The organism is Actinoplanes sp. NPDC026623, from assembly GCF_040638275.1.
Taxonomy (GTDB): domain Bacteria; phylum Actinomycetota; class Actinomycetes; order Mycobacteriales; family Micromonosporaceae; genus Actinoplanes.
The window spans coordinates 1-24,887 of record NZ_JBEZXZ010000136.1; the positions used below are offsets into that span (position 1 = coordinate 1).

Sequence of the window (24,887 nt, forward strand, 5' to 3'; positions counted from 1 at the left end):
GGCGGGGTCTTTACGTTGGTATGTCCCTCTCGCTGAGCATGTTCGCGGACAGCCCGTCACCAGTTACGTACCGAACTTCTGCCTACGCGCTTAGTTGAGCTCGATGACGGCTTCCACGAGCAGCCAGACGCCGAACATAACGAAGAGCGCGGCGGCGCCGTACCGAATAGCCTTCTCCGGCAGGTGCCGGCCGAGCATGCGGCCGACGAGGATGGCGAGGGCGTCGGCGGCGACCATGCCGAGCGTCGAGCCGAGCCAGGTGCCGAACCAGCCGTGCTGGGTGGCCAGCGTGATCGTCGCGAGCATGGTCTTGTCGCCCAGCTCGGCCAGGAAGAACGCGCCGCCGACCGCGAGGATCGCCGAGCCGTTCGAGCGTTCGGCCTTGTTCTTCTCCTCGTCGGTGAGCCGGTCGCCGCGCAGCGTCCAGGCGCCGAAGCCGAGGAAGGCGAGGCCCGCCACCAGCGAGATCCAGCCGGTGGGCAGCGCGGCGCCGAGGCCGTAGCCGATGCCGACGGAGACGGCGTGCACGAGCGCGGTGGCGATCGTGATGCCGATCAGCACCGGCACGGTTTTGAAGCGGGTGGCGAAGGTGAGCGCCATGAGCTGAGACTTGTCGCCGAGCTCCGCCACGAAGATGACCGCGAAGCTGAGCGCGGTGGCGGCGAGGATGGCATCCATGAGAACTCCCGGTGCTGGTCAGACCGGGGTTTGGGCGCAGGGCGACCTCGACCCGGCCAGGTAAACGGCCAAGTCGAAGGTCTCGCTCGCCCCAGGATCAGGGCCGCGTGGCCGGGCTCTCGAACCGCAGAGCCAGTATGTCGACCACGACATTGGGAGCTACTCCCCTTCGCACCACGAAGCCTACCGGCCCCGGAACTCCAGTCGTCGCGGGTGGGCTGTGAGCCTCGCGACAGCGAAAAGCCGGCGCACCCGCGGGCGCGCCGGCTTCTCCGCCTCAGTGCGCGGCGATCAGCTTCTGCAGCTCGAGGCGGCTGAGGCTCGCGCCGTTCTCCGCGCGCTTCGCCTTGGCCGCCGACGGGTCCGGCGGCGACAGCGGCTTGCAGCGCTTGTCCGCGCGGTTCGCCTTCACGCGCCTCGGCAACTCGCCCGACGCCAGGTAGTCGGCGATCACGTTGTCCACGCAGGCGTTGCCGAAGAGCGAGCCGGCGTGTGTCGTGCCGCCGACGCCCTCGATCAGGGCCGAGCGGGGGAAGCGCTTGCGAACCTCGAGCGCGCCCGAGAACGGGGTCGCCGCGTCCAGGGTCTCGCTGATCAGCAGGATCGGCGGAACCTTCGTGCCCTCGACCCGCACCGGCGTGCCGGCCTTGCCGGCCCAGGTCAGGCACGGCGCGTTGTACCAGGCGTTGCCCCAGGTCTCGAACGGCGCGGCCTTGTGCACCCGCCAGTTGTCCGTGCGCCACTTCTCCCACGACATCGGCCACCGGGTGTCGGTGCACTGCACCCCGAGGTAGACCGCGTACCCGTTGTCGGCGCCCTTCTCCTGCGAGTTGCTCGCGTCGAAGAGCTTGCGCAGCGGCGCCGGATCGGAGCCGTTGACCCAGCTGGAGAACGCCGTCGCCACCGAGTCCCAGCCGAAGACGTAGTAGCCGGCCTGCAGGAACACGTCAGTCAGCTCGTCCGGGCCGATGACCCCGCCGGCGGGCTTCCTCGCCATCTTCGCCTGCTCGGCGTAGAAGAGCTTCTCGACAGTCGCGCCGGTCCTGCCGAGGTGGTACTGCTTGTCGTGCTCGGCGAGCCACCCGAAGTAGATCTTGATGTTGCGGTCGAAGGCCCGGTCCTGGTCGAGGTTGGAGTCGTACCAGACCCGGTCCGGGTTCACGACGCCGTCGAGGACCATCCGGCGGACCCGGTCGGGGTGCAGCGTCGCGTACACCTGGCCGATGTAGGTCCCGTACGAGTAGCCGTAGAAGCTGATCTGCTCGGCGCCGAGCGCGGCGCGCAGGCGCTCCATGTCCCGCACGGTGTCGACGGTGCGCAGGTTGTCGAGGAGCGCGCCGCCGTTCCTGGCGCAGGCCGCGGCGTAGTCCCGGGACCGCTTGAGCCAGACCTGCTCCAGCGCCGGCGTGCTCGGCACGTAGGCCGGCCGGTTGTAGCCCTGGTACTTGCTGTCGCAGGTGAGCTTCGGCCGGCTGGAGCCCACCCCGCGGGGATCGAAGCCGATCCAGTCGTACCCGGCACCGCCGCCGTTCGGCACGTTCTCGCCGAGCGCCGACAGGTTCAGCCCGGACGCGCCGGGGCCGCCTGGGTTGATCAGCATGACGCCCTGGTACTTGCCGTCCGGCACCGTGTGCTTGATGCGCGAGACGGCCAGCTTGATCGTCTTTCCCGTCGGGGACGAGTAGTCCAGCGGGACGGTCAGGAAGCCGCACTCGGCCTTGCGGGACTGCAGTCCCGCGTCCGTACATTCGCCCCAGGCGATCGTGGGGTATCCGGGCTGGCCGCGCGCGGGCACGGCCTCGGCTCCGTACGCGGCGGTCCCGCCGGACACCGCCAGCGCGATCGTGGCGGCAGTCGCCAGAAGTGTTCTCATGCCCAGCCCTTCGTCAGTATTCGCCCCATATGCTCCGGTGCGGACCACCGTTCAACAGCCGTCCACGCCCGGGAGTTACCACGAAAGAGGCGACAGACCGGACTCGGACCGGCGCCCGGGCCGCACAACGACCACCCGTACGCGCTGGCGGCAATGCCCGCACCACAATGCCCGAAATGTAACGATGTGGTGATGGACTTCCGGGGTCGAGAGCCATGCTGGCTGCACCCGCTCATGGGGACCACCGTGGACGACCGCTCGCCACAGGAGTACATGGTCGCCCTGCAACACGTCGTGCTGGCCCTGGACGGCGACCCGGCCTGGCAGGGCTGGTGGCACCGGTCGGGCCTGCGGGAATGCGAGCTCGGGATAGTCGCCGAGGGCCACGTCGACCACCTGCGGCCGAGCGCCGACATCCGCGAGGTACGCGGCCGGGTCCGGGCGAACTTCACCTGCGCCGCCCCGGAGGACGGCGTGCGGCGCCCGGCGGAGTTGTTCCCGCTCGCGGTGCACGAGGTGACAGGCATGTTCGAGGTGATCCGCCAGGCGATCGGCCTGGGGCCGCTGCCGCCGACGCCACCGCTGCCCGACCTGCCGGACCAGGCCCGCGAGTTCGCGGTGACCCGCAAGGCGCCGCCGGCCGAGACCGGCGAGGTCGAGCAGCAGGGCTACCTGACGCTCATCCAGATCGAGGAGTTCTTCGGCGACGAGGCGCCGCCTATCCGGTGAGCTCCTCGCGGTTCACCCGCTCGGGCCGGTGCGCGCCGGGCTGACGCTGGCGGGGCACCGTGCGCACCATCGGCAGCGACGGCGTCACCACGACCGCGGCGCCGCCCAGCCCGATGCTCGCGTAGGTCACCGGCGACGCGCTGCGCAGCGCCAGGCCGTAGACGACCCCGAGCAGCACCGCGCCGGCGGCCACCGCGGGCAGCACCGATCCGTCCGGCACACCCAGCAGCGCCGGCAGGTCGTCGAAGGCGAGATATCCGAGCGCGCCCAGCGCCACGGTCGACAACCCCGGCGCCAGCAGGCGGCTCCACACCCCCTCGCCGTTCGGGTGGCGGTTGAGGAACATCAGCGCCGCCAGCGAGGCGCCGAGCAGGAGCAGCAGGATGCCCAGGCCGCCGGCGACGCCGAGCAGGCGGGCCGCCGAGTCCGGGTCCGCATCCGCGAGCGCTCCCGCACCGATCACCAGGCCCACGACGACGGTCTGGGTCAGCGAGGCGGCACCCGGAGCCGAGGTGCGCCGGCCGGTGCGGCCCAGCCCGGGCGGCAGCACCCGCTCGCGGCCCAGGGCGAACAGATAGCGGGCGGTCGTCTGGTGCAGGGCGATCATCGCCGCGAGCAGGCCGGCCACCAGCACCACCCGGCCGAGCGTCGCCGCCCAGGGCGCGAGCCGGCCGGCGGCCAGGTCGAACATCAGGTCCGGCCCGCGCGCCCCGGCCTCGGCCGCGATCCGGCCCGGCCCGGTGGCCACGCTCATCGCCCAGCTCGCCGCCGCGAAGAGGACCGCGAGCGCCGCGATCGACAGGTAGGTGGCCCGGGTGATCGACCGGCGCGGGCGGTGCGCCTCCTCGGCGTACGCGGCGGTGGTCTCGAAGCCGGCGAAGGCCAGCGCGACCAGGACCAGGAGGATGCCGAGCGCGGGACGCGGCAGCCCCGACAGGTTCGCCGGCGACAGGGTCTCCCAGGTGAGGCTGCCGCCGGCGGGTTGCAGGAGGTCGGCGACGCTGTAGCCCAGGATCACCGCGACCCCGGCCGGCACCAGGGCGGCGAGCAGCCAGGCGGTCACCGCCAGCGGCAGCAGGCCGCAGATCGCGACCACCGCCCAGCAGCCGAGCGCCACCACCCACCACGGCACGGCGAGCGCCGGCCCGGCGGCCGCGCCGGCGACGGCGTACAGGCTGACCTGCAGGGCGGCGTAGGCGAGCAGGGCGAGCCAGGCGGCGCCGATCCCGAGCGGGCGGCCCAGCCCCCGGGCGACGAGGCAGTACAGCGCGCCGGCGTGCGGCATCCGCCGGGACATCGCGAGGTAGCCGGCCGCGAAGACCAGCAGGAGCAGCCCCAGGCCGAGGAAGAGCAGCGGCAGCGCGACCGGGCCGGCGCCCGCGTAGGCGCCGGGGACGGCCGTCGCGACCACGGACAGCGGGGTGACGGCGGCAACGGCCAGGAACACGATGGACACGCCGCCGAGGCGCCCGGCGGCCAGGGTGTAAGGCGGGGGCACCGCTTCATTGACGCCCATCCGGCGGTCGTTTGACAACCACCGGTGATCGGTTACTAACTGAACGTGAAGAGAATGGCACGAACGGCGCCCGACATCGTCCTTTGCGGTGCGGACCCCCCGCCACCCGGACGACGCCCCCGGCCGCCGACCGGACGGCAAACCTTCTTCACAGCGACCGTCGCGGCAAAGGCCTCAGCTCCGGCCCCGGCCGACCGACAAACGGGGTCATGGGCATGCTCGCAACACGGCAACTGACGGAGTTCCTCTCCGTGGTCGCCGACCGGCCGGACGGGCCGGCCGCGCAGTTCGCGGCAGTGGAATGCGCGGCGCGCGCTCTCGACGCAGAGATCGCCGTGCTGGTCATCGACGGCCTCGTGGTCGCCACCATCGGCGTGCTCGCCGAGGAGGCGCAGCCCGCGACGCTGATCGAGGTCGGCGCCGGGCGCCGCGGCACGATGACGCTCGCCGGCACCGCGTACGCGGTCACCGGCGCCCCGATCGGCGGCGAGACGCCCGGCGTGCTGGTCCTCGGCCGCGCCGGCCGCGACTTCGCCGACGAGGAGGTCTGCCTGCTGCGCGGCATGGCCCGCGTCCTCGAGCTGAGCCTGCGGGCCCTGAACGTCATCGAGAGCGAGCGCCGCCAGGCGCAGGAGAACGGCCGCCTGGTCGACTCGCTGCAGGAGCGGCAGCGGCTCTTCGAGCACCTCACCCGGATCCAGCGGCTGATCGCCCGCCGCGCGCCGCTGCAGCAGATCCTGGACGCCATCACCTCCAGCGCCGCCGAACTGCTCTGCCTGGAGAACGCGTCGCTGAGCCTGCTGGAGCGCGACGACCCGTCGGTCGGCAGCATGGTCTCCAGCGTGGGCTTTCCCCCCGACATCCTGCCCAAGATGAACCGCGTGCCGCTGCGGTCGGCCGGCGTCGCGGGCCTCTCGGTGCTCGGCGACGAGCTGGTCATGGTGGAGGACTACGCGAGCTCGCCGATCGCCATCCCGGAGGTCGTCCGCGCCAGCATGAAGGCCGTGATGGCCGTACCCGTGCACGAGAACGGCGACGTCGTCGGCTGCCTGACGGTCGGCACCTACGCGGCCCCGCGCGAATGGGACAAGCCGTCCCAGGACGTGCTCCGCGCCTTCGCCGAGCACGTCAGCCTGGCGCTGACCGACGCGCGGACCCTCGAGGCGATGAACCAGGCGTTCCACGACTCGCTGACCGGCCTGGCCAGCCGGGCCCTGTTCCAGGCCCGGCTCGAACGGGCCTTCGCGGCCGCGGAGCAGGAGAAGCTCGGCGTCGCGATGCTCTTCGTCGACCTGGACCGTTTCAAGGTGGTCAACGACTCGCTCGGCCACGGGGCGGGCGACCAGCTGCTGATCCAGGTCGCCGAGCGCATCAAGTCCTGCCTGCGCGACGCCGACACGGCGGCGCGCCTCGGCGGCGACGAGTTCGCGGTGCTGCTGCCGCTGGCGACCGGGGTGGAGGATGCCTCCGCGCTGGCGGGCCGGATCCTGGAGGCGATACGCGAGCCGTTCGACCTCAACGGCAAGGAGACGTTCGTCAGCTGCAGCCTCGGCATCGCGTACACGACGGCCGGCGGGCGCGAGGCCCAGGAGCTGATGGTCGCCGCGGACCTGGCGATGTACCAGGCGAAGAAGCACGGCAAGGACCGCTACGAGATCTTCGAGCCGGCCCTGCAGGCCGCCTTCCAGGCGAGCCTGCAGATGGAGGCCGACCTGCGCCGGGCGGTGGTCCGGCACGAGTTCGAGCTGCGCTACCAGCCGATCGTGCACCTGAAGACCGGCGAGATCACCGGCCTGGAGGCGCTGGTCCGCTGGCAGCACCCGGAGCGCGGCCTCATCCCGCCGCTGGACTTCATCCCGATGGCCGAAGAGACCAGCATGATCATCCCGATCGGCGAGTGGGTGCTGCGCGAGGCCTGCCGCCAGACGGCGGTCTGGAACACCAGGCGCGACGGCAAGCGGCCGCTGTCGGTGAGCGTCAACATCTCGGCGGTGCAGCTGGACCAGACGGACCTGCCGCAGGTGGTGGAGTCGGCGCTGGCCAACAGCGGCCTGCCGGCCACCTGCCTGGTGATCGAGCTGACGGAGTCCCTGCTGGTGGACCACCGGCCCTCGACGCTGCATCAGCTCGAACAGATCAAGAGCCTGGGCGTGCGGCTGGCGATCGACGACTTCGGCACGGGTTACTCGAGCCTGGCGTACCTGCGCCGCTTCCCGGTCGACATCATCAAGATCGACAAGTCGTTCGTCGACGACGTCGGCGACGTGCCGGAGGCCGCCGCGCTGACGCTGGGCATCATCCAGCTCGGCCAGGCGCTGAACCTGTCGACGATCGCGGAGGGCATCGAGTACGCCGAGCAGCTCAGCGAGCTGACCGACGGCAACTGCGAGCTGGGGCAGGGCTACTACTTCGCCGAACCCCTCAACGACAAGGCCCTCGGCGAACTGCTGTTCCCCGACAACTGACGCCGGTTCAGGTGACCGCGCGCGCGATCAGGATGCCGGCACCGGCGGCGGCGATCCCGGCCAGGACGCTGCCGATCGCGTACCCGGCGGCCGTCGAGCGCTCGCCCGCCCGGCCCAGGTGCAGCACCTCGTAGCTGAACGTCGAGTACGTCGTCAGGGCGCCGCAGAAGCCGGCGCCCAGCAGGCTCGCGAGCCACGGCGCGACGGGCAGCCCGGCGAGCAGGCCGAGCAGCAGCGAACCCGCCACGTTGACCGTCAACGTGCCCCAGGGGAACACCGAGCCGTACCGCGCCTGAATCGCCCGGTCGGCCAGGTAGCGCAGCGGGGCGCCGGCCGCCGCACCCAGGGCCACCAGCAGCAGGGTCACCGCCGCACCACCGCCTCGCCCGCCGCCGTGCCGGCCCAGACCGCGAGCAGCGCGCCGATCAGCGTCGCCGCCAGGTAGAGCAGGCCCGTGCCCGGCGCGGCCCGGACGGCGTCGACGGAGGCGGCCGAGAAGGTGGTGTAGCCGCCGAGCACCCCCACGCCCCAGAACGGGCGGATCAGCCGCCGCCGCGGCCACACCCGGGTGACGAACACCATGAGGACGCCGATCAGCAGGCAGCCGGTCATGTTGATCATCCAGGTGGACCAGGCGAACGCGCGCGGGTCGTGCGGCCAGGCCACGCCGATGCCGTAGCGGGCCAGGGCGCCCAGGGCGCCGCCGGCGGAGATCGCCGCCAGCACCGGCAGCGCGCTCGGGTCCAGCTCGGCGCGGCCGGCCGGGGTGCTCAGGTCGACGTCCGGGTCCAACGGTTCCGGATCATCGGCCACGCGCCAACGCTAAGGCCTCCCGGATGAGGTGACACGCAAATTCTCACGCCGGACGCCCGGCGACCGATCAATGCGGTACAGAACCGGCAGAAGGAGTTGAGACATGGGCGCGTCTGAGACGCCTCCCGCGCGCCGCGACCGGCTGCTGCGGGTGTCGGGCGCACTCGCGCTCGTGTCCCTGCTGCTCGTGCTCGCCGATTATCTGCACCCGTTCGGGCCGAAGCTGCTCCTCTGGCTGCCGTCGACGGCCGGCGCGATCGTCGTCTTCCTGGCCTTCCTGCGCACCTCCCGCACCGCGTCGCTGCCCGAGCCGACCAGGCGGTTCTGGCGCCACCTGACCTACGCCGTCGCCTGCGTCAGCGTCGGCACCTCGGTCAAGACCGTCAACGTGCTGACCGCCGCCGACCCGCACGGCCCGCAGACCGGAAGGGTCATGCTGGCCTGCTGCGCCGCCGCGGTGCTGTTCATCGTCTACGCCCTGTACCGGCTGCCGCTGAGCCGGCAGAGCTCGGGCGAGTTGCTCCGCGTCGTGCTCGACGCCGGCACCCTCATGCTGGCCACGGCGGTCTTCGTCTGGCACTACGCGACCCGGTCCGCGCTGAGCAGCGGCAACCGCACCGCCGTCTACGTGTCCCTCTTCGTGGCCGTCATCGCCCTGCTCGCCGTCTTCGCGGCGTCCCGGTTCGTGTTCTCCAGCCACCTGCTCGTCGACAAGCGCGCGCTGCGGCTGATCGCGCTGGCCATGCTCGTCGGCTCGGTCGGCCCGATGTTCCGCGCGCCGTTCGAGGTGGTCGACCCGTACCTCTTCCCCGACCTGGTCAGCACGCCGATCGTCTACCTCCTGGCCACCTGCGCGGCGGTATACCAGCGCGGCACCCGGGTCGGCCCGCGCCGCGGTGCCGCCGCCGCGCCGCGGCACCGCTCGTTCAGCCTGCTCCCGTACGCGGCCGTCGCCGCCGTCGACGCCCTGCTGGTCGCCGACTCGATGGGCCGCGGCACCGAGGGGATCGTCATCGTCGGGGCCGCCGTGATGATCACGGCGCTCGTGGTGCTGCGCCAGCTCACCGCGTTCCACGACAACAGCCGGCTGCTCGAACGCCTCGACCACGGCGCCAAGCACGACGCGCTGACCCAGTTGCCGAACCGGGTGCTGTTCCACGCCCGGCTCCAGCAGGCCCTGACCGCGCCGGGAGACCGGCCGGTGGCGGTGGCGCTCATCGACCTGGACGACTTCAAGGAGGTCAACGACACCCTCGGGCACGAGGTCGGCGACCTGCTGCTGGTCGGCGTGGCGCAGCGCCTCGCGGGCTGCGTACGGGCCGGTGACACCATCGCCCGCCTCGGCGGCGACGAGTTCGTCGTGGTCCTGGACGACGCCGACCCGGCGTCCGCGGACCAGGCCGCCGAGCGGATGGTGAACGCGCTGCGCCAGCCCGTCTACGCCGACGGCCACGAACTGCCGATCCGCGCCAGCATCGGCATCGCCGACGGCCGCAGCGGCGACGAGTCCTCGGTGCTGCTGCGGCACGCCGACATCGCGATGTACGCGGCCAAGAACGTGCCCGGCACGGCATGCCTGCACTACACCGCCAGCATGGCGGCGAACGGCACCGAGCACGCACACCTCGGCGCGGAACTGCGCGAGGCGATCACCGGCGGCCAGCTCTTCCTGCTCTACCAGCCGATCGTCTCGCTGGACGACGGCCGGATCATGGGCTCGGAGGCGCTGGTCCGCTGGGCGCACCCGGTGCACGGCACGTGCGCGCCGGACGCGTTCATCCCGGTCGCCGAGCGCACCGGCCTGATCGTCCCGCTGGGGCAGTGGGTGATGCGCACGGCGTTCGCCCAGCTCGCGAGCTGGATCGCCGAGCACGGCGACGCGCTGCCGGGCGTGCTGAACGTCAACGTGTCGGCGCGGGACCTGCGCGAGCCCGGATTCCCGGACGGCGTGGCGGAGCTGCTCTCCGAGTTCGGCCTGGCCGCGGACCGCGTGGTCCTGGAGATCACCGAGACGATGGCCCTGGAACCGGGCCAGTCGATCACCAACCTGCACCGGCTGCGGACGCTGGGCGTACGGGTGTCGCTTGACGACTTCGGCACCGGCCACTCGACCCTGACGCTGCTGCACGAGTGCCCGATCGACGAGATCAAGCTGGACCGCTCGTTCACCCAGGCGCACGTCGACGGCCGCCCCCCGGTGTCCGCCGCGGTGATCCACCTGGCACAGGCGCTGGGCCTGCACCCGGTCGCGGAGGGCGTCGAGACGGCCGAGCAGGCCGAGCAGTTGCTGGCGCTGGGCTACATCGCCGCGCAGGGCTACTACTTCGCCCGGCCGATGCCGGCCGAGCGGTTCGGTGAGCTGCTGCGGGCGAACCGCTCGCTGATGCCCGCCCCGGCCTGGCAGGCCGCTTGATTGCCACCGGACAACATTTTCCGGCATCAAGGGTTGGCGGTCGGCGCGGCGGGTAACCGTTCAGGAGTAGGTCACTTCACCTGGAGGTCCCCCATGGCTACCGATGACAAGATCGAAAACAAGTCCGAGGAGCTGACCGGCAAGGTCAAGGAGGGCGTCGGCAAGGCGACCGACGACGAGCGACTCGAGGCCGAGGGCAAGGCCGACCAGAGCAGCTCCAAGCTCAAGCAGGCCGGCGAGAACATCAAGGACGCCTTCAAGAGCTGATTTCCCGTACGGGCACACCCAGGTTCCGTGGCACCCAGCCCGGCCTCTCAACGACGCGAGGCCGTGGCCGGGGCTGCCGGGCCGGAGGTGGGGCAAAGGGCGGCCACTGACGCGGCCGCCCTTTGCCTGTCCGTCAGGCCGTCGGGACGAGTTCCCGCTCGTCGTTCCGGGTCGCCGGCTCGACCGCCGGGGGCGGCTCGTGTGCGACCTCCGGCAGCCAGCCGAGCCAGCGGGGAAGCCACCAGTTCTTCTCGCCCAGCAGGGCCATCACCGCGGGCAGCAGCACCGCCCGGATGATCGTCGCGTCCAGCAGGACCGCCGCCGCCAGGCCGACGCCCAGCTCCTTGGTGGAGATCAGCGGGAGCGTCGCGAAGAGGGCGAAGACCGCCACCATCACCAGCGCGGCGCTGGTGATCACGCCGGCCGTGCTGCCGATGCCCCGTGACACCGCCAGCCTGGTCGGCAGGCCCCGGTCGTGGCCCTCGCGGATCCGGCTCAGCACGAAGACGTGGTAGTCCATCGAGAGTCCGAACAGGATGATGAACAGGAACAGCGGCATCCAGTTGGTGATGCCACCGCCGGCCTTGAAGTCAAGCACCGACTCGAAGTGGCCGTACTGGAAGATGAAGACCAGCATCCCGTAGGCCGCCGCGACCGACAGCAGGTTGAGCACCACGCCGGTGATCGCGACCACCACCGAGCGGAACGACACCAGCAGGAGCAGGAACGCCAGCCCCAGCACGAAGCCGAAGACCCACGGCAGGGAATCGCTCAGCCGCTTGTTGAAGTCCATGTTCCCGGCGGTGTCACCGGTGACGGCAACCGTCGCGCCCGGCACCCGGCCGAAGGCGTCCGGCGCCACGCTGTCGCGCAACGCCCGCACGGCACGCTCCGACACCGGGTCGCTGCCGTTGCCGGCCAGGCCGACCGAGACGACCGCGACCGTCCCCGCCGGGTTGACCCGCACGTCGATCGGCTCGCGCAGCTGGCCGCTCGCCGCCGCCGCGCGGCGGAACTCCGCCAGCGCCGCGTCGAACCGCGCGCCGCGCACCGTCGGGGCCTTGACGACCACCTCGGCCGGCACGGTCTCGCTCGGGAAGGCCTCGTTGATCTTCACGTAGGTCTGCACGATCGACGAGTTCGGTGACACGTCCTCGATGCTCTCGCCCTTGGTCCGCAGGTCGAGCATCGGCGCGGCGAGCACGGCCAGCACGCCGACGGCGAGGATCGTCGAGATCAGCGGCCGGGCCAGCACGACCCGCAGCACCGCGTTCCAGACCCGGCCGTCGTTGCGCCGCCGGTACAGGCCCGGAATCTTGAGCGCGTCGACCCGGTCGCCCAGCGCCGAGAGCAGCGCGGGCAGCACGGTCAGCGAGCCGAGCACCGCGGTGGCCACCACCAGGATCGTGCCCACCGCGAAGCTGGTGAAGGTGGCGTCCTGGGTGAAGAACATGCCGGACATGGCCACGATGACGGTGAGGCCGGAGATCCAGATCGACCGGCCGGACGTCTGCGCGGCGATGACCAGCGCCCGATGCGGATCGGCGCCGTTGCGGCGCTCGTCACGCTCCCGGCGGATGTAGAACAGGCAGTAGTCGACGCCGACCGCGAGGCCGACCAGCAGCATCACGTGCATCGTCGCGTCGACGGTCGGCGCGAAGCGGCTCGCCCCCGCGAGCAAGCCGATCGCGGCGACCACGGCGGTGACGGCGAGCCCGACCGGCAGCACCGCGGCGACGACCGCCCCGAACGCGACGAGCAGGATGCCGAGCGAGACCGGGATGGAGAGCATCGACAGCCGGGTGAGGCCCTCGTCGAGCGAGTCGCCGATGAGCTTGTCGCCGCTGGCGTCCCCGGCCTCCGCGATCAGCAGGCCCGGGTGCCGCCCCCGCACCTCGGCGACGGCGTCGAGCAGGGGCAGGACCCGATCCTTGGCGGTCTCCGGGTCGCCGCTCATGGTGAACGGCACGAGCGTGGAACCGCCGTCCGGCGACACCAGCGGGTCGGCGACGCCGGCCACCCCGGCCCGCCCGGTAAGGGTCCTGGTGACGTCCGCGACGGCCCGGTCCCGGTCCGCGCCCTGCACGAGGACCATCTCGCCGGCCGGGCGGACCGGGAAGCCGGCCTGTTCGACGATCCGGTCGGCCCGCCCCGACTCGCCGTGGCCCTGGTCGCTGTTCGAGGCCTCGAGCGTGCCGATCTGTCCACTTGCGATGGTGATGCCGACGACGAAGGCGATCCATCCGAGGATCGCCACGGTGCGATGCCGCGCACTCCACAGCGCGGCGCGTGCCGCGATTCCGGTGACGTTCTCCCTGTGCTTCATGACAACTGACGCTAGGGAGATCGCACGCCACTATCGATCCGGTGACCTGGCGCTTCGGTGGTAGGGCTAACCCTACGACTGCAGGTAGGCCAGCACCGCCAGGACGCGGCGGTGCTGCTCGGTGTCCGGGGGGAGGTCGAGTTTGGTGAAGATGTTGCGGACGTGCTTCTCCACCGCGCCCTCGGTCACCACGATCTTGCGGGCGATTGCCGTGTTGGAGCGGCCCTCCGCCATCTGGCCGAGGACCTCGCGCTCGCGGGGGGTGAGATTGCGCAGCGGGTCGTCGCGGCGGCGGCGGACCAGCAACTGGCCGACGACCTCGGGATCGAGCACGGTGCCGCCGCCCGCCACCCGGCGCAGCGCGTCCATGAACTCGGCGATCTCCGCGACCCGGTCCTTGAGCAGATAGCCGACCGCACCGAGGCGATCGGCGAGCAGGTCGTCGGCGTACTCCACCTCGACATACTGCGAGAGCACCAGCACCGGGCTGCCCGGCACCCGGCTCCTGGCCTCGACGGCGGCGCGCAGCCCCTCGTCGGTGTGCGACGGCGGCATCCGGACGTCCACGATGGACACATCGGGCCGATGCTCGGTGATGGCCTCGACGAGCGACGGCCCGTCGCCGACGGCCGCGACGACGGTGCAGTCGTTCTCTTCCACCAGCCGGATCAGACCCTCGCGCAACAGCACGGCATCGTCGGCAATCACCACCCGCATGCCGACGAGCCTATGCGCTGCGCTTTCCTTACAGGGGCAGGGCCACCGTGATGGTGGTTCCGGCGCCGGCGGGGCTGGTCACGCTCATCACGCCGCCGGCCGCCTGCACCCGGTCGGCCAGGCCGGCCAGGCCGTGCCCCTTGGCCAGGCTGGCGCCCCCGATGCCGTCGTCGGCGACGGTGATCAGCAGGCCCGTCGCGTCCGGCCGGACGCTGACCCACACCTCGCCGGCGTGGCTGTGCTTGGCGACGTTGGTGAGCGCCTCGGCCACCACGAAGTACGCGGTCGTCTCGACGGCCGGGTCGAGGCGGGCCGTCGACGGGGCGTCCAGGTCGACCGGGATCGTGCACCGGCCGGCCAGCGCGGTCAGCGCCGCCTGCAGCCCCCGGTCGACCAGGATCGGCGGGGCGATGCCGCGCGAGAGCGCCCGCAACTCGTCCAGGGTCTCCCGGGTCTGGCTGAGCGCCTCGGCGACGGTGGCCCGGGCCGCCTCGGGGTCGGTCGCGAACTGCTGCTCGGCGCGGCTCAGGTCCATGGCGAGCCGGACGAGCCGCTGCTGCGGGCCGTCGTGGATGTCCCGCTCGAGGCGCCGCAGCGCGGTCGCCTCGGCGGACACGGCCGCGGTCTTCTGCGCCTCGGCGATGTCCCGGGCCGCCCGGGCCTCGGCGACCTGCTCGCGTAGCTGGTTGACCCCGCAGAGGGTGCCCCGGGCGAAGGCCGCCTCGAGCAGCGCCATGCCGCGGATCACCGGGTACAGGGTGCCGGCGAAGAAGATGCCGACCGCCATGTGGAAGACGACCCGGGTGGAGTAGGCGTCGCCCAGGCCGAGCAGCATCGGCAGGTCCTGGTTGTCGGGGCCGCGCGGGATCGACCAGTCCCAGAGCGGGAAGGTCAGGCCGCCGATCGCGCCCGCCCACCAGGTGATCGCGAAGGCGAACGCGATCGTGCTGGGGATGAAACGGAACATGCCGTGCACCAGGTCGAGCCACGACTGGCCGTCGACGAGCGGCGTGAAGAGCCGGCGCGCCTGGCTCGATCCGGGGCGGGCCCGCTTGTAGACCACGGGCGGCACCCGATAGCCGAAGACCGAGCCGAGGCGGGCCCGCTCGATGACCGCGAAGCCGCGCGCCATCATCAGCGTGGCCACCAGGATCGGCACGCCGATCCAGAGGATCAGCGTGCCGATTCCCAGGAAGAAGCCGGTCGAGAACAGCACGATCGTGATCAGGCCGAGCGGGAAGCCGACCAGGATGTACAGGGTGTCCAGCCCGAGCTGGCGGCCGAGGCGCTGGACCAGGCCGGGGCTGAGCTCGCCGGGTGCGGTAGTCATGTCGTTGACGTTAGGCATCGGCGGCCTCCCAACCGATCCCGCTGTCCGCCCAGTCGACAGTAGGGTTAACCCGACCCCCGGCTCAACCCGGCGCCGTCAGCCGCCCTCGGAGATGAGGCTGGTGAGGTCGGCGGTCCGCTGGGGCGTCCACCCGTCCGGCGGGGCGATGGCCGCCCAGGCCGCCACCGGCTCGGCGCCGTAGCTGTGCCCGTGCCCGGCCGGCACCCCGGTTGAGAACGCCATATCGGCCGTGACCAGCCAGAACGTCACCAGCGGGTACCAGTGTATGTCCGGCGACACGTCGGCGCCCCGCGGCTCCTCCAGCCAGTCGGGACGGCTCACCGCCAGCCGCGGCCCCCACCACACGATCGGATCCGAGGGGTGCTGCAGGTAGACGACCCGCGGCGGCGACCACGTCGTCGCCGGCTGGGCCAGGTCCGTAGCCGGATCGCGGGCGAAGCGGATCGTGGCGCCGTTCTCGTAGGTGGGCAGGATCTCCGGGGTGCCCGGGTCGCGGTCGGCGACGAACTCCCGCCACAGCTCGTTGCGGTTGGGCGGGCCGACGAGCAACATTCCGTCGACCCGGTTGCGGATGTCGTCGGCGCCGCTGAACGCCGATTCCGCGCCGAACGAGCCGAGGCTCTCGCCGAACAGCAGCAGCTTCGGCCGCTGGCTCAGCGGCAGTTTCGACCAGGCCCCGTACACGGCGTTGAACAGGTCCCGGCCGGCCTCCCGGGCGCGCTCCTTGTCGACCAGGAAGGACAACCAGCTCGGCAGGTAGGAGTACTGCAGGGCGACCATGGCCGAGTCGCCGTTGTACATGTATTCCAGCGGGTCGACGCCGCCGGAGTCGACCCAGCCCGTGCCGGTCGTGGTGACCACCAGGAGAACCTTGCGGTCGAAGGCGCCGGTGCGCTGCAACTCGGCAACGGCGAGCGCGGCCCGCTCCCGCGAGGTCGGCGCGGAGTCCAGCCCGGCGTACACCCGGATCGGCTGCTTGACGCCGACGCCGCCGAAGCCGCGCAGCTGGTCGACGGTGGGTCCGCCGCCGACGAAGTTGCGGCCCTGCTTGCCCAGCGAGGCCCAGGTCACCAGCGAACCGGGGCCGCCGGAGCGCAGCGGATCGGTCGGCTGCGAGACGTCCGGCTCGGTCTCGGAGTTGATCGCCTTGAAGCTGTTGTCGGTGATGGCGAAGAACCCGTCGAGCACCACGCCGTTGAGCACGCCGAGCGCGAGCAGGATCACCGCCAGCCCGGCGATCACCCGGGCCGTCGACGCCGGTATCACCCGCCCGAGCAGCCGGCCGGTGGCGCGGGCCGCGTGGCGAAGCAGCCGCATCAGGCCGACCAGCCCGGCACCGAGGAGCAGGGCGACCGGCAGGACCAGGAGGTAGCGCGGCCGCGCCGGCGCGTCCAGGCCCATCATCTTGTGGATGTCCCGCTGCCAGGAGGCGCCGAGATAGAGGAAGATCAGCACGGCGACCGCGCTGAGCGCGCCGAGGATCCGCCAGGCCATCCGGCCGGGCCTGGGCATCGGCCGGTTGATCAGCTTGCCGGCCAGCCACACAGCCAGCGCGCCGAGCCCGTAGCCGATCGCCGCGGAGATGCCGCCGACCACGCCCTGCAATCCGGGCCCGCGCGGCAGCAGCGACGGTGTCAGCGACAGGCAGAAGCAGGTCACCGCGCCGAGCACCCCGACGAAGGTGTAGTGCCAGCGGTGCACCAGCCGCCACCACCAGCCGCGCCGCGGCTCGTGTGGCTGCCCCGGCTCCGGGGGCGCCTGCGGCCGTGAGGTCGTAGTCGTCATCTGCGCTCACCCTCCATCTTCACCACCGGTGCCACCCCGCCATGCCGGCGGTGACCAGTACGCCGAGGCCGTTGACCGCCCAGTGCAGGCCGATCGGGGCCAGCAGGCTGCCGCTGCGCCGGCGCAGCTCACAGAACAACAAACCGGACGTACCGGTGAAGAGCACGGCACCGGCGACGGCCAGGAGCTGCCCCGCCGGGCCCGAACCGACCAGGCCGGTGACGGCCGGGTTGACCTGGTTGAGCCGCAGCGAGGGCAGCACGTGCCAGAGGCCGAAGAGCGCGGACGACACCAGCGTCGCCGTGGTGGTGCCCCACCCCTTGCGCACCAGCCCCCACAGCACCCCGCGGAAGGCGACCTCCTCGAACAGGATCGTGCCGAGCGGGATCACCACGAACGCGGTCAGCATCGCCTCGCTCATGCCCGAGCGGTACCGCTCGTCGAGGAATGCGGACCGGGTGGCGGGCAGCGCGGCGGCGACCACGTAGACGACGGCGACCGCCCCGACGCACACCAGCGCGTATGCCGCCCCGCGCCGCCAGGTCCGGCGGTCCAGGCCGACGTCGTCGGCGTCGAGCCCGGCGGAGCGGGCCAGGAGCAGGAGCAGCAGGGCACCGAGCGGCCCGGCGACGAGCATGCTCCCGTGCGGCCCGTAACGCCCGACGACGGCGACCGTCGCCATGAGCCCGACCGTCAGGACCAGGGCACGCGACGTCGGCGCCCAGCGGATCCACGGCTCGGCTGTCACGTGTCGATCATCACGGCCGCCGCGGCCCGCCACCTCACCCGTGGCGGATGGACTCGGTAAGCTTCATTACGCATACTTCCATGAAAAATGAAGGATAGGGAGCGATGGGGAGCAACCTGTACTCGGTCGAGCAGGTGGCCGAGCTGCTCGGGCTGCACGTGCGGACGGTTCGCAACTACGTCCGCGACGGCCGGCTCAAGGCCGTCAAGATCGGCAAGCAGTACCGGATAGCCCGGGCCGACCTGGCGGCCCTGACCGGCGAACCCGCCGCGGCGGCACCCGGGCGGCGGCACGTCGAGGTCTCCAGCATCGTGCAGATCGACGGGATCGGCGCGGCCTCGGCGAGCCGGCTCAGCACCCTGCTGACCGCCGGCGCGCAGGCACCCCGGCCCGCCCCGGTGCCGTTGCGCATCCAGACGATCCACGACGAGGACCGCTCCCGGTTGAAGATCGTGATTCTGGGCGGTCCCGCGGAGACCGCCGACATCGTGCGGCTGGTCGGCGACCTGCTCGACTCCGGCAACGGCCTGTTCGAAGGGGAGAACGACGATGAGTGACCAGATTCGGGACCGCAGCGGCGTGCCGGTGCTGATCTGCGCCGCGGACGGCCCGGTGCTCACCGAGGTGCAGGACGCCCTCGACCTCATCGGCGCGGCGTTCGGCGGCTCCGACGTGGTCGCCCTGCCCGCGTCGCGGCTCAGCGACGACTTCTTCGAGCTACGCACCGGGCTGGCCGGCGAGGTCATGCAGAAGTTCGTGAACTACCGGATCCGGCTCGCGATCGTCGGGGACATCTCCGAGCGGCTGGCGGCGAGCGCGTCGCTGTCGGCCCTGGTCCTCGAGTCGAACCAGGGCCGGCACATCTGGTTCCTGCCCGACCTGCCCGCCCTCGACGCCCGCCTCGGCGCCGGACCACCGCGGTAACTGCGTGGCGGTTCCGGGACCGGCGCCGGGAGGATATGCAAATGCGTCCTGAGTTCTCCGACCCGCCCAAGCTGTCCGCCGGCGACCGGGTGGCCGTCGTGTCACCGGCCTACCCCGCACCCGCCGACTACCCGGCCCTGCACGAGCAGTCCCTGCTTCGCCTGCGCGAGCACTTCCAGCTGGAGCCCGTCGAGTTCCCCACCACCCGGCGGCATTCCCCCGCGGCGGCGCGCGCCGAGGACCTCATGGCCGCCTACGCCGACCCCTCGATCCGGGCGGTCCTCGCGACGATCGGCGGCGACGACCAGATCACCGTGCTGCCGCACCTCGACCCGAAGCCGTTCCTCGCCGACCCCAAGCCGTTCCTCGGCTTCTCGGACAACACCAACCTGCTGAACTGGCTCTGGACCCACGGCGTCGCCGGCTATCACGGCATGTCCACGATGATGCACCTCGCCCGCGGCGGCGGCGTGCAGCCGATCGCCGCCGAGTCGCTGCGCGCCGCGCTCTTCACCGGCGGCGACCTCGAGATCCGCGCCGTCGAGGAGTTCAGCGACGAGGAGATCTCGTGGCGGGATCCGGCGTCGCTCACCCGGTCGCCCGTCCCGTACCCCAGCCCCGGGCGGGTGTGGCACCAGGCCGACCGGGTGGTCTCCGCTCCGACCTGGGGCGGCAGTCTCGAGATCCTGCACTGGACGCTGGCCGCCGGGCGCTGGGTCCGCCCGGTCGAGGACTACGCCGGGTGCGTGCTGCTGCTGGAGACCTCCGAGGAGATGCCCTCAGCCGCGGAGGTGTTCCGGATGCTGCGCAACTTCGGCGAGCGCGGGCTGCTCGAGCAGTTCCCGGCGATCCTGTTCGGTACCGCCAAGGGCACCGTCTTCTCCAACCCGAAGCCGGTGGCGGAGCGGACCCGCTACCGGGAGGAGCAGCGCGCCGCCGTGCTGCGGGCGCTGGCGGCCTACAACCCGGAGGCGATGGCCGTCTTCGGGGTGGACTTCGGGCACACCGACCCACAGTGGGTCCTGCCGTACGGCGGGCGGATCACCGTCGACGGGCCCGCGCAGCGGATCATCGGGCACTACTGAGCGCCTCGACCTCGGCCGCGAACAGGGGGCCGGGGTCGAGCCCCATCGAGGTGAAGTTGCCCTCGATCTCCAGGCTGACGAAGCCGTGCAGCCGGCTCCACGCCGTGACCGCCTGCAGCGCCACCGCCGGGTCGACGCCGCCGGCCCAGGCGCGCAGCGCCTCGGCGAGCGGCGGCTCCGGTTCCGGGCCGGGACCGACGAAGGTGAACAGCACGTCCATCGCGCCCCGCGCCGCGGCGACCAGGCGCTCGTCGTGGGCGTCGTAGCCGGGCAGCGGCGCGCCGAACAGCAGCCGGTAGCGGTGCGGGTTGGCGATCGCCCAGGCCCGGTAGGCGCCGGCCAGGTCCGGCATCCGCCGCGGGGCCGCGGAGACCGCGCCGGTCAGGTCGGCGTACGCGTCCAGGATGAGCTCGGTGAGCAGCGCGTCGCGGCCGGCGAAGTAGCGGTAGAGCGCGGGGCCGGAGACGCCGAGGTCCTTGGCGATCGCGTTGATGGACAGCGCCTGCGGGCCGCCCTCCGCGAGCTGCCGCAGCGCCGCGTCCTTGACCTCCTGGCGCATCTGCGCGCGAAACCGGTCTCTGATCCCCCCTGCCGTCATGCGGCAACGTTACAGCCCTGACGCTAGGTGAGACCCACTAACGACAGGCGGCCTCAGATCATGCCGGAGCGCAACGCGTACGCGACCGCATGGGAACGGTTGCGCAGCTTCAGCCGGTGGGTGACCCCGTAGATCACGTTCTTCACGGTGCGCTCGGAGTAGCTGAGTTCGCCCGCGATCTCGCTGGTGTCCAGGCCGTCCGCCATCAGCCGCAGCACGTCGATCTCGCGGGGCGTCAGGCCCGAGGTGTTCAGCCCGTGCGGAGTGAGCACGTCGCGCTGCAGCCGCTCGATGTGCTTGAGCAGCTCGCCGACCAGGTTGGGCGGCATGACGCCGCCACCGGCGGCCGCGGCGAGCACGCTGTGCGCCAGGCGGTCGGCGGTCACCGCGTGCCGGGGCAGGATCGCGACCACCCGGCACTCGACGGCGGTGAGCAGCTCCGTCTCGGTGATCTCGTTGGTGATGAGCACGACCGGCGCGCCCGACTCGGCCGCGTAGCGGCGCAGCATGGCCACGACGTCGGCGCTGAGCCGCTCGGCGGAGACGACGAGGACCCGGGCCTGGGCGCGGTCGGCGCCGCGCAGCAACGTCAGCTCCGGGCGCGCCTGAAGATAGCTGGCGAGTCCCGCCTGGATGAGGGGGTCCGACGCCTGCAGGGCCACTCGCACCTGTTCCACGGCTGCCTCCGGTTGTCGTTGCTGCCGTGCCAGTCTCCGGAAGCGTTCTTCACAAAATCTTCATGCTCAATGGACCGGCGGCAGCCGCCCGGCGCTGCGCAGCGCCTCGATGTACTTCGGCAGCTCGATGACGGCGCGCTCGAGGCGGCCCGGCGTCAGCTGGTCGACGAAGACCGCGTCCACGACGTCCTGCCGCAGCGCGTCGGGCAGCTCGTTCAGGCGCTGCACCGGCAGTTGCTCCCAGATGCGGATGATCCGGAGCCGGGAGCGGACCAGGGCGAGCGTGCGTTCCAGCCCGGAGACGACCTCGTCGGCGCTGACCGGATCGAGCACCAGGCGGCCCTCGGCCGCCAGGGTCAGGAAGAGGTCACCGGCGAAGTCCCCGCTCATCGACCCTCCTCAACGCGCCGGGCGAACGCCCGGCACGGCTGCGAGTCCATCAGACCCGCCGCGGGCACGGAAGGGCGCGGGCGCGGTGGTGCCCCGGGCTCCGGCGTACTTTGCCCGCGGCGTCGCGGTCCGGCGGCGGCCCGGCCCGCGACGCAGCGGCCCGAAATCTGTCCAGCGCCACGCACGCAGGCGTTGTGGCGGCGCTATGGTGGTTCGCGCGCGGCGCGACGCCACCGGCCACCCCCTTCGGAGCCGGACGACGCGTCCGCGAGGCACCTGACGGGGACGTCGGCCGGCGGCGCGCGCAGCCCGCACGTTCCACCGCCGCGACGCGGGAGCGATCACCACGACGAGGTTGGGGCAGCGATGGCGGCAGAGCACGAGGGCCTGGACCTTCGCCTGCTCGGCACCGTGTGCGCCTGGCGGGACGGCGCCGAGGTCGCGCTGGGCTCCGCCCGGTGCACGGCCGTGCTCAGCGTGCTCGCCCTGCACGCGGGCCACACGGTCTCCCGCGAGCAACTCATCGCCGCGGTCTGGGGCGAGGACCCGCCGGCGAGCGCGAACGGCAACGTCTACACCTACGTCTCCGCGCTGCGCCGGATCCTCGAGCCCGGCCGCGACCGCTGGTCCGCCGGTCGGATGCTCACCTCCGGCGCGGGCGGCTACCGCCTGCACGTGCCGGACGAGGCGGTTGACGTGCACCGCTTCGAGTCGCTGCGGGAGCTCAGCCGCCGGCACCGCGCCCGCGGCGACACCCCGGCCGAGCTGGCCGCGCTGGAGGCGGCCATGGCGCTCTGGCGCGGCGACGCGCTGACCGGCGTCCCCGGCCGGCACGCGGAGGCCCAGCGCCTGCGCCTCGCCGAGCTGCGGCTGGCCACCGCGGAACGACGCGCCGCGCTCCTGGTCGAGCTCGGCCGGCACGACGAGGCGATCACCACGCTGCGGGCGCTCGTCGCGGCGTACCCGTTGCAGGAGAACCTGCACGCCATGCTGATGGCTGCCCTGCATGCCGGCGGCCGCCGGGCCGAGGCCCTCGAGGTGCACGACCGGCTGCGGGACCTGCTGCGCGACGAGACCGGCACCGAGCCCAGCGCGGCGCTGCGCGCCGTGCACAGCCGGGTGCTCGGTGAAAGCCCGGCCGCCGTGTTCGTCGGCCGGGCCGCCGAGGCGCGCCTGCTCCGCGACGCGGTGGCCGAGGCGGCCGCGGGGCGCGGCGGCAGCGTCTGGCTCAAGGGCACGCCCGGCATGGGCAAGTCGGCCCTGCTCGCCGCGGCGCTCCGCGAGGCGGCGCCGCCGGGCTGCCGGATCGGCTGGGCTGCCGGCGACGAGTTGTCCCGGCGGGTGCCGCTCGGGGTGCTGCTCGAGTGCGTCGAGTCCGCCGTGGCCGGCGACGAGGGCCGGGAGCTGGGCCGGCGACTGCTCGCGGCGGCGACCGCACCGGGGACCGTCGACCTGGCCGTCGCGGTGATCCGCCGCGCCGCCGTCGGTGGGCCGCTGATCCTCGTCATCGACGACCTGGAGCTGGCGGACGACGCCACGCTGCGGGTCTGGACGGCGCTGCACGCGCTGACCGGCGAGCTGCCGCTGCTGCTCGTCAGCGCCGGCGGGCCGGCCGCCGACGACCGGCGGCTGGATCCGCTGCGGGCCGTGCACCCGGGCGAGGTGGTGCTGTCCCGGCTGACCCCGGCCGAGGCGGCCGCGCTGGTCTGGCGGACCGCTCCCGAGCCGCCCGAGCCGCGGGTCCTGCGGCGGCTGCTCGCCGACGCCGGCGGCAACCCCTACTACCTGCGGCAGCTCTCGGCCACGGCCGGGCGCGAGCCGGGCGACCCGCTGCCCGCGGACGTGGTGGCCGCGGTCGCCGCCCACCTCGGCCCGTTCGCCGAGGAGACCCGGCAGATCCTGCGGGCCGTCGCCTTCCTCGGCGCCGACGCCGGCGGTCACGTCGAGTGCACGGTGCCCGAGGTGGCCGCGGTGACCGGCCGCCCGGCGGACGAGATCCGCCGCGTGCTGGCGCCGGCCCACGCCGCGGGCGTGCTCGGCGCCGGCCCCCTGCTGGTTTTCCGGCACCGGATCGTCGCCCGCATCCTGCACGAGGGCACCCCGACGGCCCTGCGCGTCATGCTGCATCGTTCGTTCGCGGAGAAGGTCGCCGCCGCGGGCGGCGCGCCGGAGCGGGTGGTCGCGCAGCTGCTGGCCGGGCCGGTCCCGCTTGACCCGTGGGCCGGCAGGTGGCTCGCCGACCACGTCGAACAGCTCTGGGTGTGCGCGCCGAGGCCGACGATCGCGGTGCTGCAGCGGGCCCGCGCGCAGTCCAACCTGGACCACGACACCCGCCTCCGGCTGACCGCCTGGCTGGCCCGGCTGCTGTACGGGCAGGACCGCGGCGCGGTGGCCGAGGCGCTCTGGGTGGCCGCCCGGTCCGCCGACCCCGCTTTGGAGGCGGAGATGCGCTGGATCGTGGCCGCTACCCACGACCGTCGCGGCGACCACGCGGCCGCCGCCGAGGTGGCACGCCTCATGCTCAGCGACCGCCGGGCCCCGGAGCCGTGGCTCGAACGGTTCCGGGAGTTGCTCACCCGGCTGCGCCCGGACCCGCCGGGCGAACCCAGGCTGCCGCGGATGCGGCGGACGGCCGGCCGCGCCGACCCGATTTCCGTTATCGGCTGACGGCCGGACGGTCTCCACCTGCATGGGATCCCCGAATCGCGGAAACGGAGGACAGGTGTCGCCCCCTTCCGACGACCGCCTCCGGATCTCGGTGCTCGGGCCGGTCCGGGCCTGGATCGGCGAGCGGGAGCTCAACCTGGGACCGGGACGGCAGCGGGCGCTCTTCGCCGCCTTGACGGCGAACGCCAACCGGCTGGTGAGCCGCGACGAGCTGATCGAGGCGGTGTGGGGCGCCTCGGCTCCGGCCACCGCTACCGGCAGCGTCTACACCTACATCTCCGGCCTGCGCCGCAGCTTCGATCCGGACCGCAGCCACCGCGGGGCCGGCGAGCTGCTGGCCTCCGGGCCGTCCGGCTATCTGCTCCGGCTCTCCCCCGGGGCGCTGGACAGTGACCGGTTCGCCGCCCTGTGTGCGCGGGCCGCGGAGCTGCACGGGTCCGGCGACCTGGCCGGCGCGGCGGCGCTGCTCGACGAGGCGCTCGCGCTGTGGCACGGCGAGGCGTACGGCGGGCTCTCGGGACACCGGCTCGAGGTGGAGCGGGCGCACCTCGCGGAACGCCGGCTGGCGGCGGTCGAGCGGCGGGCCCGGATCGTCATGGAGCTGGGCGACGACGGCCTGGTGGCGGAGCTGGCCGGGCTGGCCCGTGATCACCCCCTGCACGAGCCGCTGCACGAGCTGCTGATGCTGGCCCTGCACCGCGCCGGGCGGCACGCCGAGGCGCTCGAGGTCTTCCGCACGGCCCGGCGCATCCTGGTCGCCGAGCTCGGCGTCGAGCCCGGCCCGGCCCTGCGCGAGCTGCACCGGCGCGTGCTGGCGGGCTCGGTCGAGCCGGCCGCCGGCCTCGGCCCGCGGCCGGTCGACCCG

The 24,887-nt window shown here is 72.8% G+C and carries 22 protein-coding genes; 9 read left to right on the top strand and 13 right to left on the bottom strand.

Features of this window, described 5'->3' with window-relative positions; translation table 11 throughout:
• Positions 1 to 90: 90 nt before the first annotated feature.
• On the bottom strand, positions 91 to 678 hold the full coding sequence (locus tag AB0F10_RS31030; RefSeq protein WP_360632904.1) for a TMEM165/GDT1 family protein: 588 nt from the start codon (positions 676 to 678) through the stop codon (positions 91 to 93).
• Between the two features lie 277 nt (positions 679 to 955).
• Positions 956 to 2,551: an alpha/beta hydrolase gene (locus AB0F10_RS31035; RefSeq protein WP_360632907.1), complete on the bottom strand. Its 1,596-nt coding sequence runs from the start codon at positions 2,549 to 2,551 to the stop codon at positions 956 to 958.
• A 234-nt stretch (positions 2,552 to 2,785) separates the two neighbouring features.
• Between AB0F10_RS31035 and AB0F10_RS31040 the strand changes: the two genes are divergently transcribed.
• Positions 2,786 to 3,280, top strand: coding sequence for a hypothetical protein (locus AB0F10_RS31040; protein WP_360632910.1), 495 nt, complete (start codon positions 2,786 to 2,788; stop codon positions 3,278 to 3,280).
• Here the strand turns inward: AB0F10_RS31040 and AB0F10_RS31045 are convergent.
• Complete coding sequence (locus AB0F10_RS31045; protein ID WP_360632913.1) at positions 3,270 to 4,796, bottom strand: APC family permease; 1,527 nt, start codon at positions 4,794 to 4,796, stop codon at positions 3,270 to 3,272. The genes AB0F10_RS31040 and AB0F10_RS31045 overlap by 11 nt on opposite strands.
• 215 nt (positions 4,797 to 5,011) lie before the next feature.
• Here AB0F10_RS31045 and AB0F10_RS31050 point away from each other — a divergent pair, with 215 nt between their 5' ends.
• On the top strand, positions 5,012 to 7,261 hold the full coding sequence (locus AB0F10_RS31050) for an EAL domain-containing protein (RefSeq protein ID WP_360632916.1): 2,250 nt from the start codon (positions 5,012 to 5,014) through the stop codon (positions 7,259 to 7,261).
• Between the two features lie 7 nt (positions 7,262 to 7,268).
• On the opposite strand, the gene AB0F10_RS31055 is transcribed toward AB0F10_RS31050, so the two are convergent.
• Positions 7,269 to 7,628 (bottom strand): CrcB family protein, encoded by a 360-nt coding sequence (locus tag AB0F10_RS31055; RefSeq protein ID WP_360632920.1) that lies wholly within the window; start codon positions 7,626 to 7,628, stop codon positions 7,269 to 7,271.
• Entirely contained in the window at positions 7,625 to 8,074 is a 450-nt protein-coding gene (locus tag AB0F10_RS31060) for a CrcB family protein (RefSeq protein ID WP_360632923.1), read from the bottom strand. The genes AB0F10_RS31055 and AB0F10_RS31060 overlap by 4 nt, the downstream gene beginning before the upstream one ends.
• A 103-nt stretch (positions 8,075 to 8,177) precedes the next feature.
• Here AB0F10_RS31060 and AB0F10_RS31065 point away from each other — a divergent pair, with 103 nt between their 5' ends.
• Positions 8,178 to 10,487 (top strand): EAL domain-containing protein, encoded by a 2,310-nt coding sequence (locus tag AB0F10_RS31065; protein WP_360632926.1) that lies wholly within the window; start codon positions 8,178 to 8,180, stop codon positions 10,485 to 10,487.
• Between the two features lie 93 nt (positions 10,488 to 10,580).
• The gene (locus AB0F10_RS31070) at positions 10,581 to 10,754 is read left to right on the top strand and encodes a CsbD family protein (protein ID WP_360632929.1); all 174 of its coding nucleotides are present in this window, start codon (positions 10,581 to 10,583) and stop codon (positions 10,752 to 10,754) included.
• A 133-nt stretch (positions 10,755 to 10,887) separates the two neighbouring features.
• On the opposite strand, the gene AB0F10_RS31075 is transcribed toward AB0F10_RS31070, so the two are convergent.
• The 5 genes from AB0F10_RS31075 to AB0F10_RS31095 all read right to left on the bottom strand — a co-directional run bounded on the left by AB0F10_RS31075 (position 10,888) and on the right by AB0F10_RS31095 (position 17,681).
• Entirely contained in the window at positions 10,888 to 13,080 is a 2,193-nt protein-coding gene (locus AB0F10_RS31075) for an MMPL family transporter (protein ID WP_360632932.1), read from the bottom strand.
• A gap of 72 nt (positions 13,081 to 13,152) precedes the next feature.
• Complete coding sequence (locus AB0F10_RS31080; protein ID WP_360632935.1) at positions 13,153 to 13,797, bottom strand: response regulator transcription factor; 645 nt, start codon at positions 13,795 to 13,797, stop codon at positions 13,153 to 13,155.
• Positions 13,798 to 13,825: 28 nt separating this feature from the next.
• The gene (locus tag AB0F10_RS31085; protein ID WP_360632938.1) at positions 13,826 to 15,127 is read right to left on the bottom strand and encodes a sensor histidine kinase; all 1,302 of its coding nucleotides are present in this window, start codon (positions 15,125 to 15,127) and stop codon (positions 13,826 to 13,828) included.
• 96 nt (positions 15,128 to 15,223) lie between these two features.
• On the bottom strand, positions 15,224 to 16,933 hold the full coding sequence (locus AB0F10_RS31090) for an alpha/beta-hydrolase family protein (RefSeq protein WP_360632941.1): 1,710 nt from the start codon (positions 16,931 to 16,933) through the stop codon (positions 15,224 to 15,226).
• A 19-nt stretch (positions 16,934 to 16,952) separates the two neighbouring features.
• Positions 16,953 to 17,681, bottom strand: coding sequence for a CPBP family intramembrane glutamic endopeptidase (locus AB0F10_RS31095; RefSeq protein WP_360632944.1), 729 nt, complete (start codon positions 17,679 to 17,681; stop codon positions 16,953 to 16,955).
• 104 nt (positions 17,682 to 17,785) lie between these two features.
• Here AB0F10_RS31095 and AB0F10_RS31100 point away from each other — a divergent pair, with 104 nt between their 5' ends.
• From AB0F10_RS31100 to AB0F10_RS31110, 3 genes are read left to right on the top strand one after another with little or no spacing between them, the layout of a single operon-like run.
• Positions 17,786 to 18,238 carry a helix-turn-helix domain-containing protein gene (locus AB0F10_RS31100; protein WP_360632947.1) on the top strand — a complete coding sequence of 151 codons (453 nt, stop codon included), beginning with the start codon at positions 17,786 to 17,788 and terminating at the stop codon, positions 18,236 to 18,238.
• Positions 18,231 to 18,605 carry a DUF4180 domain-containing protein gene (locus tag AB0F10_RS31105; RefSeq protein ID WP_360632950.1) on the top strand — a complete coding sequence of 125 codons (375 nt, stop codon included), beginning with the start codon at positions 18,231 to 18,233 and terminating at the stop codon, positions 18,603 to 18,605. Before AB0F10_RS31100 ends, AB0F10_RS31105 begins: the two co-directional genes overlap by 8 nt.
• Before the next feature lie 41 nt (positions 18,606 to 18,646).
• A complete protein-coding gene (locus AB0F10_RS31110) occupies positions 18,647 to 19,690 on the top strand; it encodes a S66 peptidase family protein (RefSeq protein WP_360632953.1) in 1,044 nt (347 codons plus the stop codon).
• On the opposite strand, the gene AB0F10_RS31115 is transcribed toward AB0F10_RS31110, so the two are convergent.
• The 3 genes from AB0F10_RS31115 to AB0F10_RS31125 all read right to left on the bottom strand — a co-directional run bounded on the left by AB0F10_RS31115 (position 19,674) and on the right by AB0F10_RS31125 (position 21,355).
• The gene (locus AB0F10_RS31115; RefSeq protein WP_360632956.1) at positions 19,674 to 20,288 is read right to left on the bottom strand and encodes a TetR/AcrR family transcriptional regulator; all 615 of its coding nucleotides are present in this window, start codon (positions 20,286 to 20,288) and stop codon (positions 19,674 to 19,676) included. The two genes, AB0F10_RS31110 and AB0F10_RS31115, sit on opposite strands and share 17 nt — an antisense overlap.
• 53 nt (positions 20,289 to 20,341) lie before the next feature.
• Positions 20,342 to 20,965, bottom strand: a complete 624-nt coding sequence (locus AB0F10_RS31120) for a response regulator transcription factor (protein WP_360632960.1) — start codon at positions 20,963 to 20,965, stop codon at positions 20,342 to 20,344.
• Between the two features lie 66 nt (positions 20,966 to 21,031).
• On the bottom strand, positions 21,032 to 21,355 hold the full coding sequence (locus AB0F10_RS31125; RefSeq protein ID WP_360632963.1) for a hypothetical protein: 324 nt from the start codon (positions 21,353 to 21,355) through the stop codon (positions 21,032 to 21,034).
• A 366-nt stretch (positions 21,356 to 21,721) separates the two neighbouring features.
• On the opposite strand from AB0F10_RS31125, the gene AB0F10_RS31130 reads away from it, so the two are divergent.
• Together AB0F10_RS31130 and AB0F10_RS31135 are read left to right on the top strand one after the other, a co-directional pair.
• A complete protein-coding gene (locus tag AB0F10_RS31130) occupies positions 21,722 to 24,022 on the top strand; it encodes a BTAD domain-containing putative transcriptional regulator (protein WP_360632966.1) in 2,301 nt (766 codons plus the stop codon).
• Between the two features lie 55 nt (positions 24,023 to 24,077).
• On the top strand, positions 24,078 to 24,887 hold an 810-nt coding region (locus tag AB0F10_RS31135), incomplete at its 3' end, for a BTAD domain-containing putative transcriptional regulator (RefSeq protein ID WP_360632969.1).

Excerpts from the sequence above, each read along its gene's own strand:
- AB0F10_RS31115 (WP_360632956.1), bottom strand. The coding sequence starts at position 20,288 with ATGACGGCAGGGGGGATCAGAGACCGGTTTCGCGCGCAGATGCGCCAG.
- AB0F10_RS31040 (WP_360632910.1), top strand. The coding sequence starts at position 2,786 with ATGGGGACCACCGTGGACGACCGCTCGCCACAGGAGTACATGGTCGCC.
- AB0F10_RS31090 (WP_360632941.1), bottom strand. The coding sequence starts at position 16,933 with ATGACGACTACGACCTCACGGCCGCAGGCGCCCCCGGAGCCGGGGCAG.
- AB0F10_RS31130 (WP_360632966.1), top strand. The coding sequence starts at position 21,722 with ATGGCGGCAGAGCACGAGGGCCTGGACCTTCGCCTGCTCGGCACCGTG.
- AB0F10_RS31070 (WP_360632929.1), top strand. The coding sequence starts at position 10,581 with ATGGCTACCGATGACAAGATCGAAAACAAGTCCGAGGAGCTGACCGGC.
- AB0F10_RS31125 (WP_360632963.1), bottom strand. The coding sequence starts at position 21,355 with ATGAGCGGGGACTTCGCCGGTGACCTCTTCCTGACCCTGGCGGCCGAG.
- AB0F10_RS31105 (WP_360632950.1), top strand. The coding sequence starts at position 18,231 with ATGAGTGACCAGATTCGGGACCGCAGCGGCGTGCCGGTGCTGATCTGC.
- AB0F10_RS31080 (WP_360632935.1), bottom strand. The coding sequence starts at position 13,797 with ATGCGGGTGGTGATTGCCGACGATGCCGTGCTGTTGCGCGAGGGTCTG.
- AB0F10_RS31050 (WP_360632916.1), top strand. The coding sequence starts at position 5,012 with ATGCTCGCAACACGGCAACTGACGGAGTTCCTCTCCGTGGTCGCCGAC.
- AB0F10_RS31035 (WP_360632907.1), bottom strand. The coding sequence starts at position 2,551 with ATGAGAACACTTCTGGCGACTGCCGCCACGATCGCGCTGGCGGTGTCC.
- AB0F10_RS31075 (WP_360632932.1), bottom strand. The coding sequence starts at position 13,080 with ATGAAGCACAGGGAGAACGTCACCGGAATCGCGGCACGCGCCGCGCTG.
- AB0F10_RS31065 (WP_360632926.1), top strand. The coding sequence starts at position 8,178 with ATGGGCGCGTCTGAGACGCCTCCCGCGCGCCGCGACCGGCTGCTGCGG.
- AB0F10_RS31030 (WP_360632904.1), bottom strand. The coding sequence starts at position 678 with ATGGATGCCATCCTCGCCGCCACCGCGCTCAGCTTCGCGGTCATCTTC.
- AB0F10_RS31110 (WP_360632953.1), top strand. The coding sequence starts at position 18,647 with ATGCGTCCTGAGTTCTCCGACCCGCCCAAGCTGTCCGCCGGCGACCGG.
- AB0F10_RS31085 (WP_360632938.1), bottom strand. The coding sequence starts at position 15,127 with ATGACTACCGCACCCGGCGAGCTCAGCCCCGGCCTGGTCCAGCGCCTC.
- AB0F10_RS31100 (WP_360632947.1), top strand. The coding sequence starts at position 17,786 with ATGGGGAGCAACCTGTACTCGGTCGAGCAGGTGGCCGAGCTGCTCGGG.
- AB0F10_RS31045 (WP_360632913.1), bottom strand. The coding sequence starts at position 4,796 with ATGGGCGTCAATGAAGCGGTGCCCCCGCCTTACACCCTGGCCGCCGGG.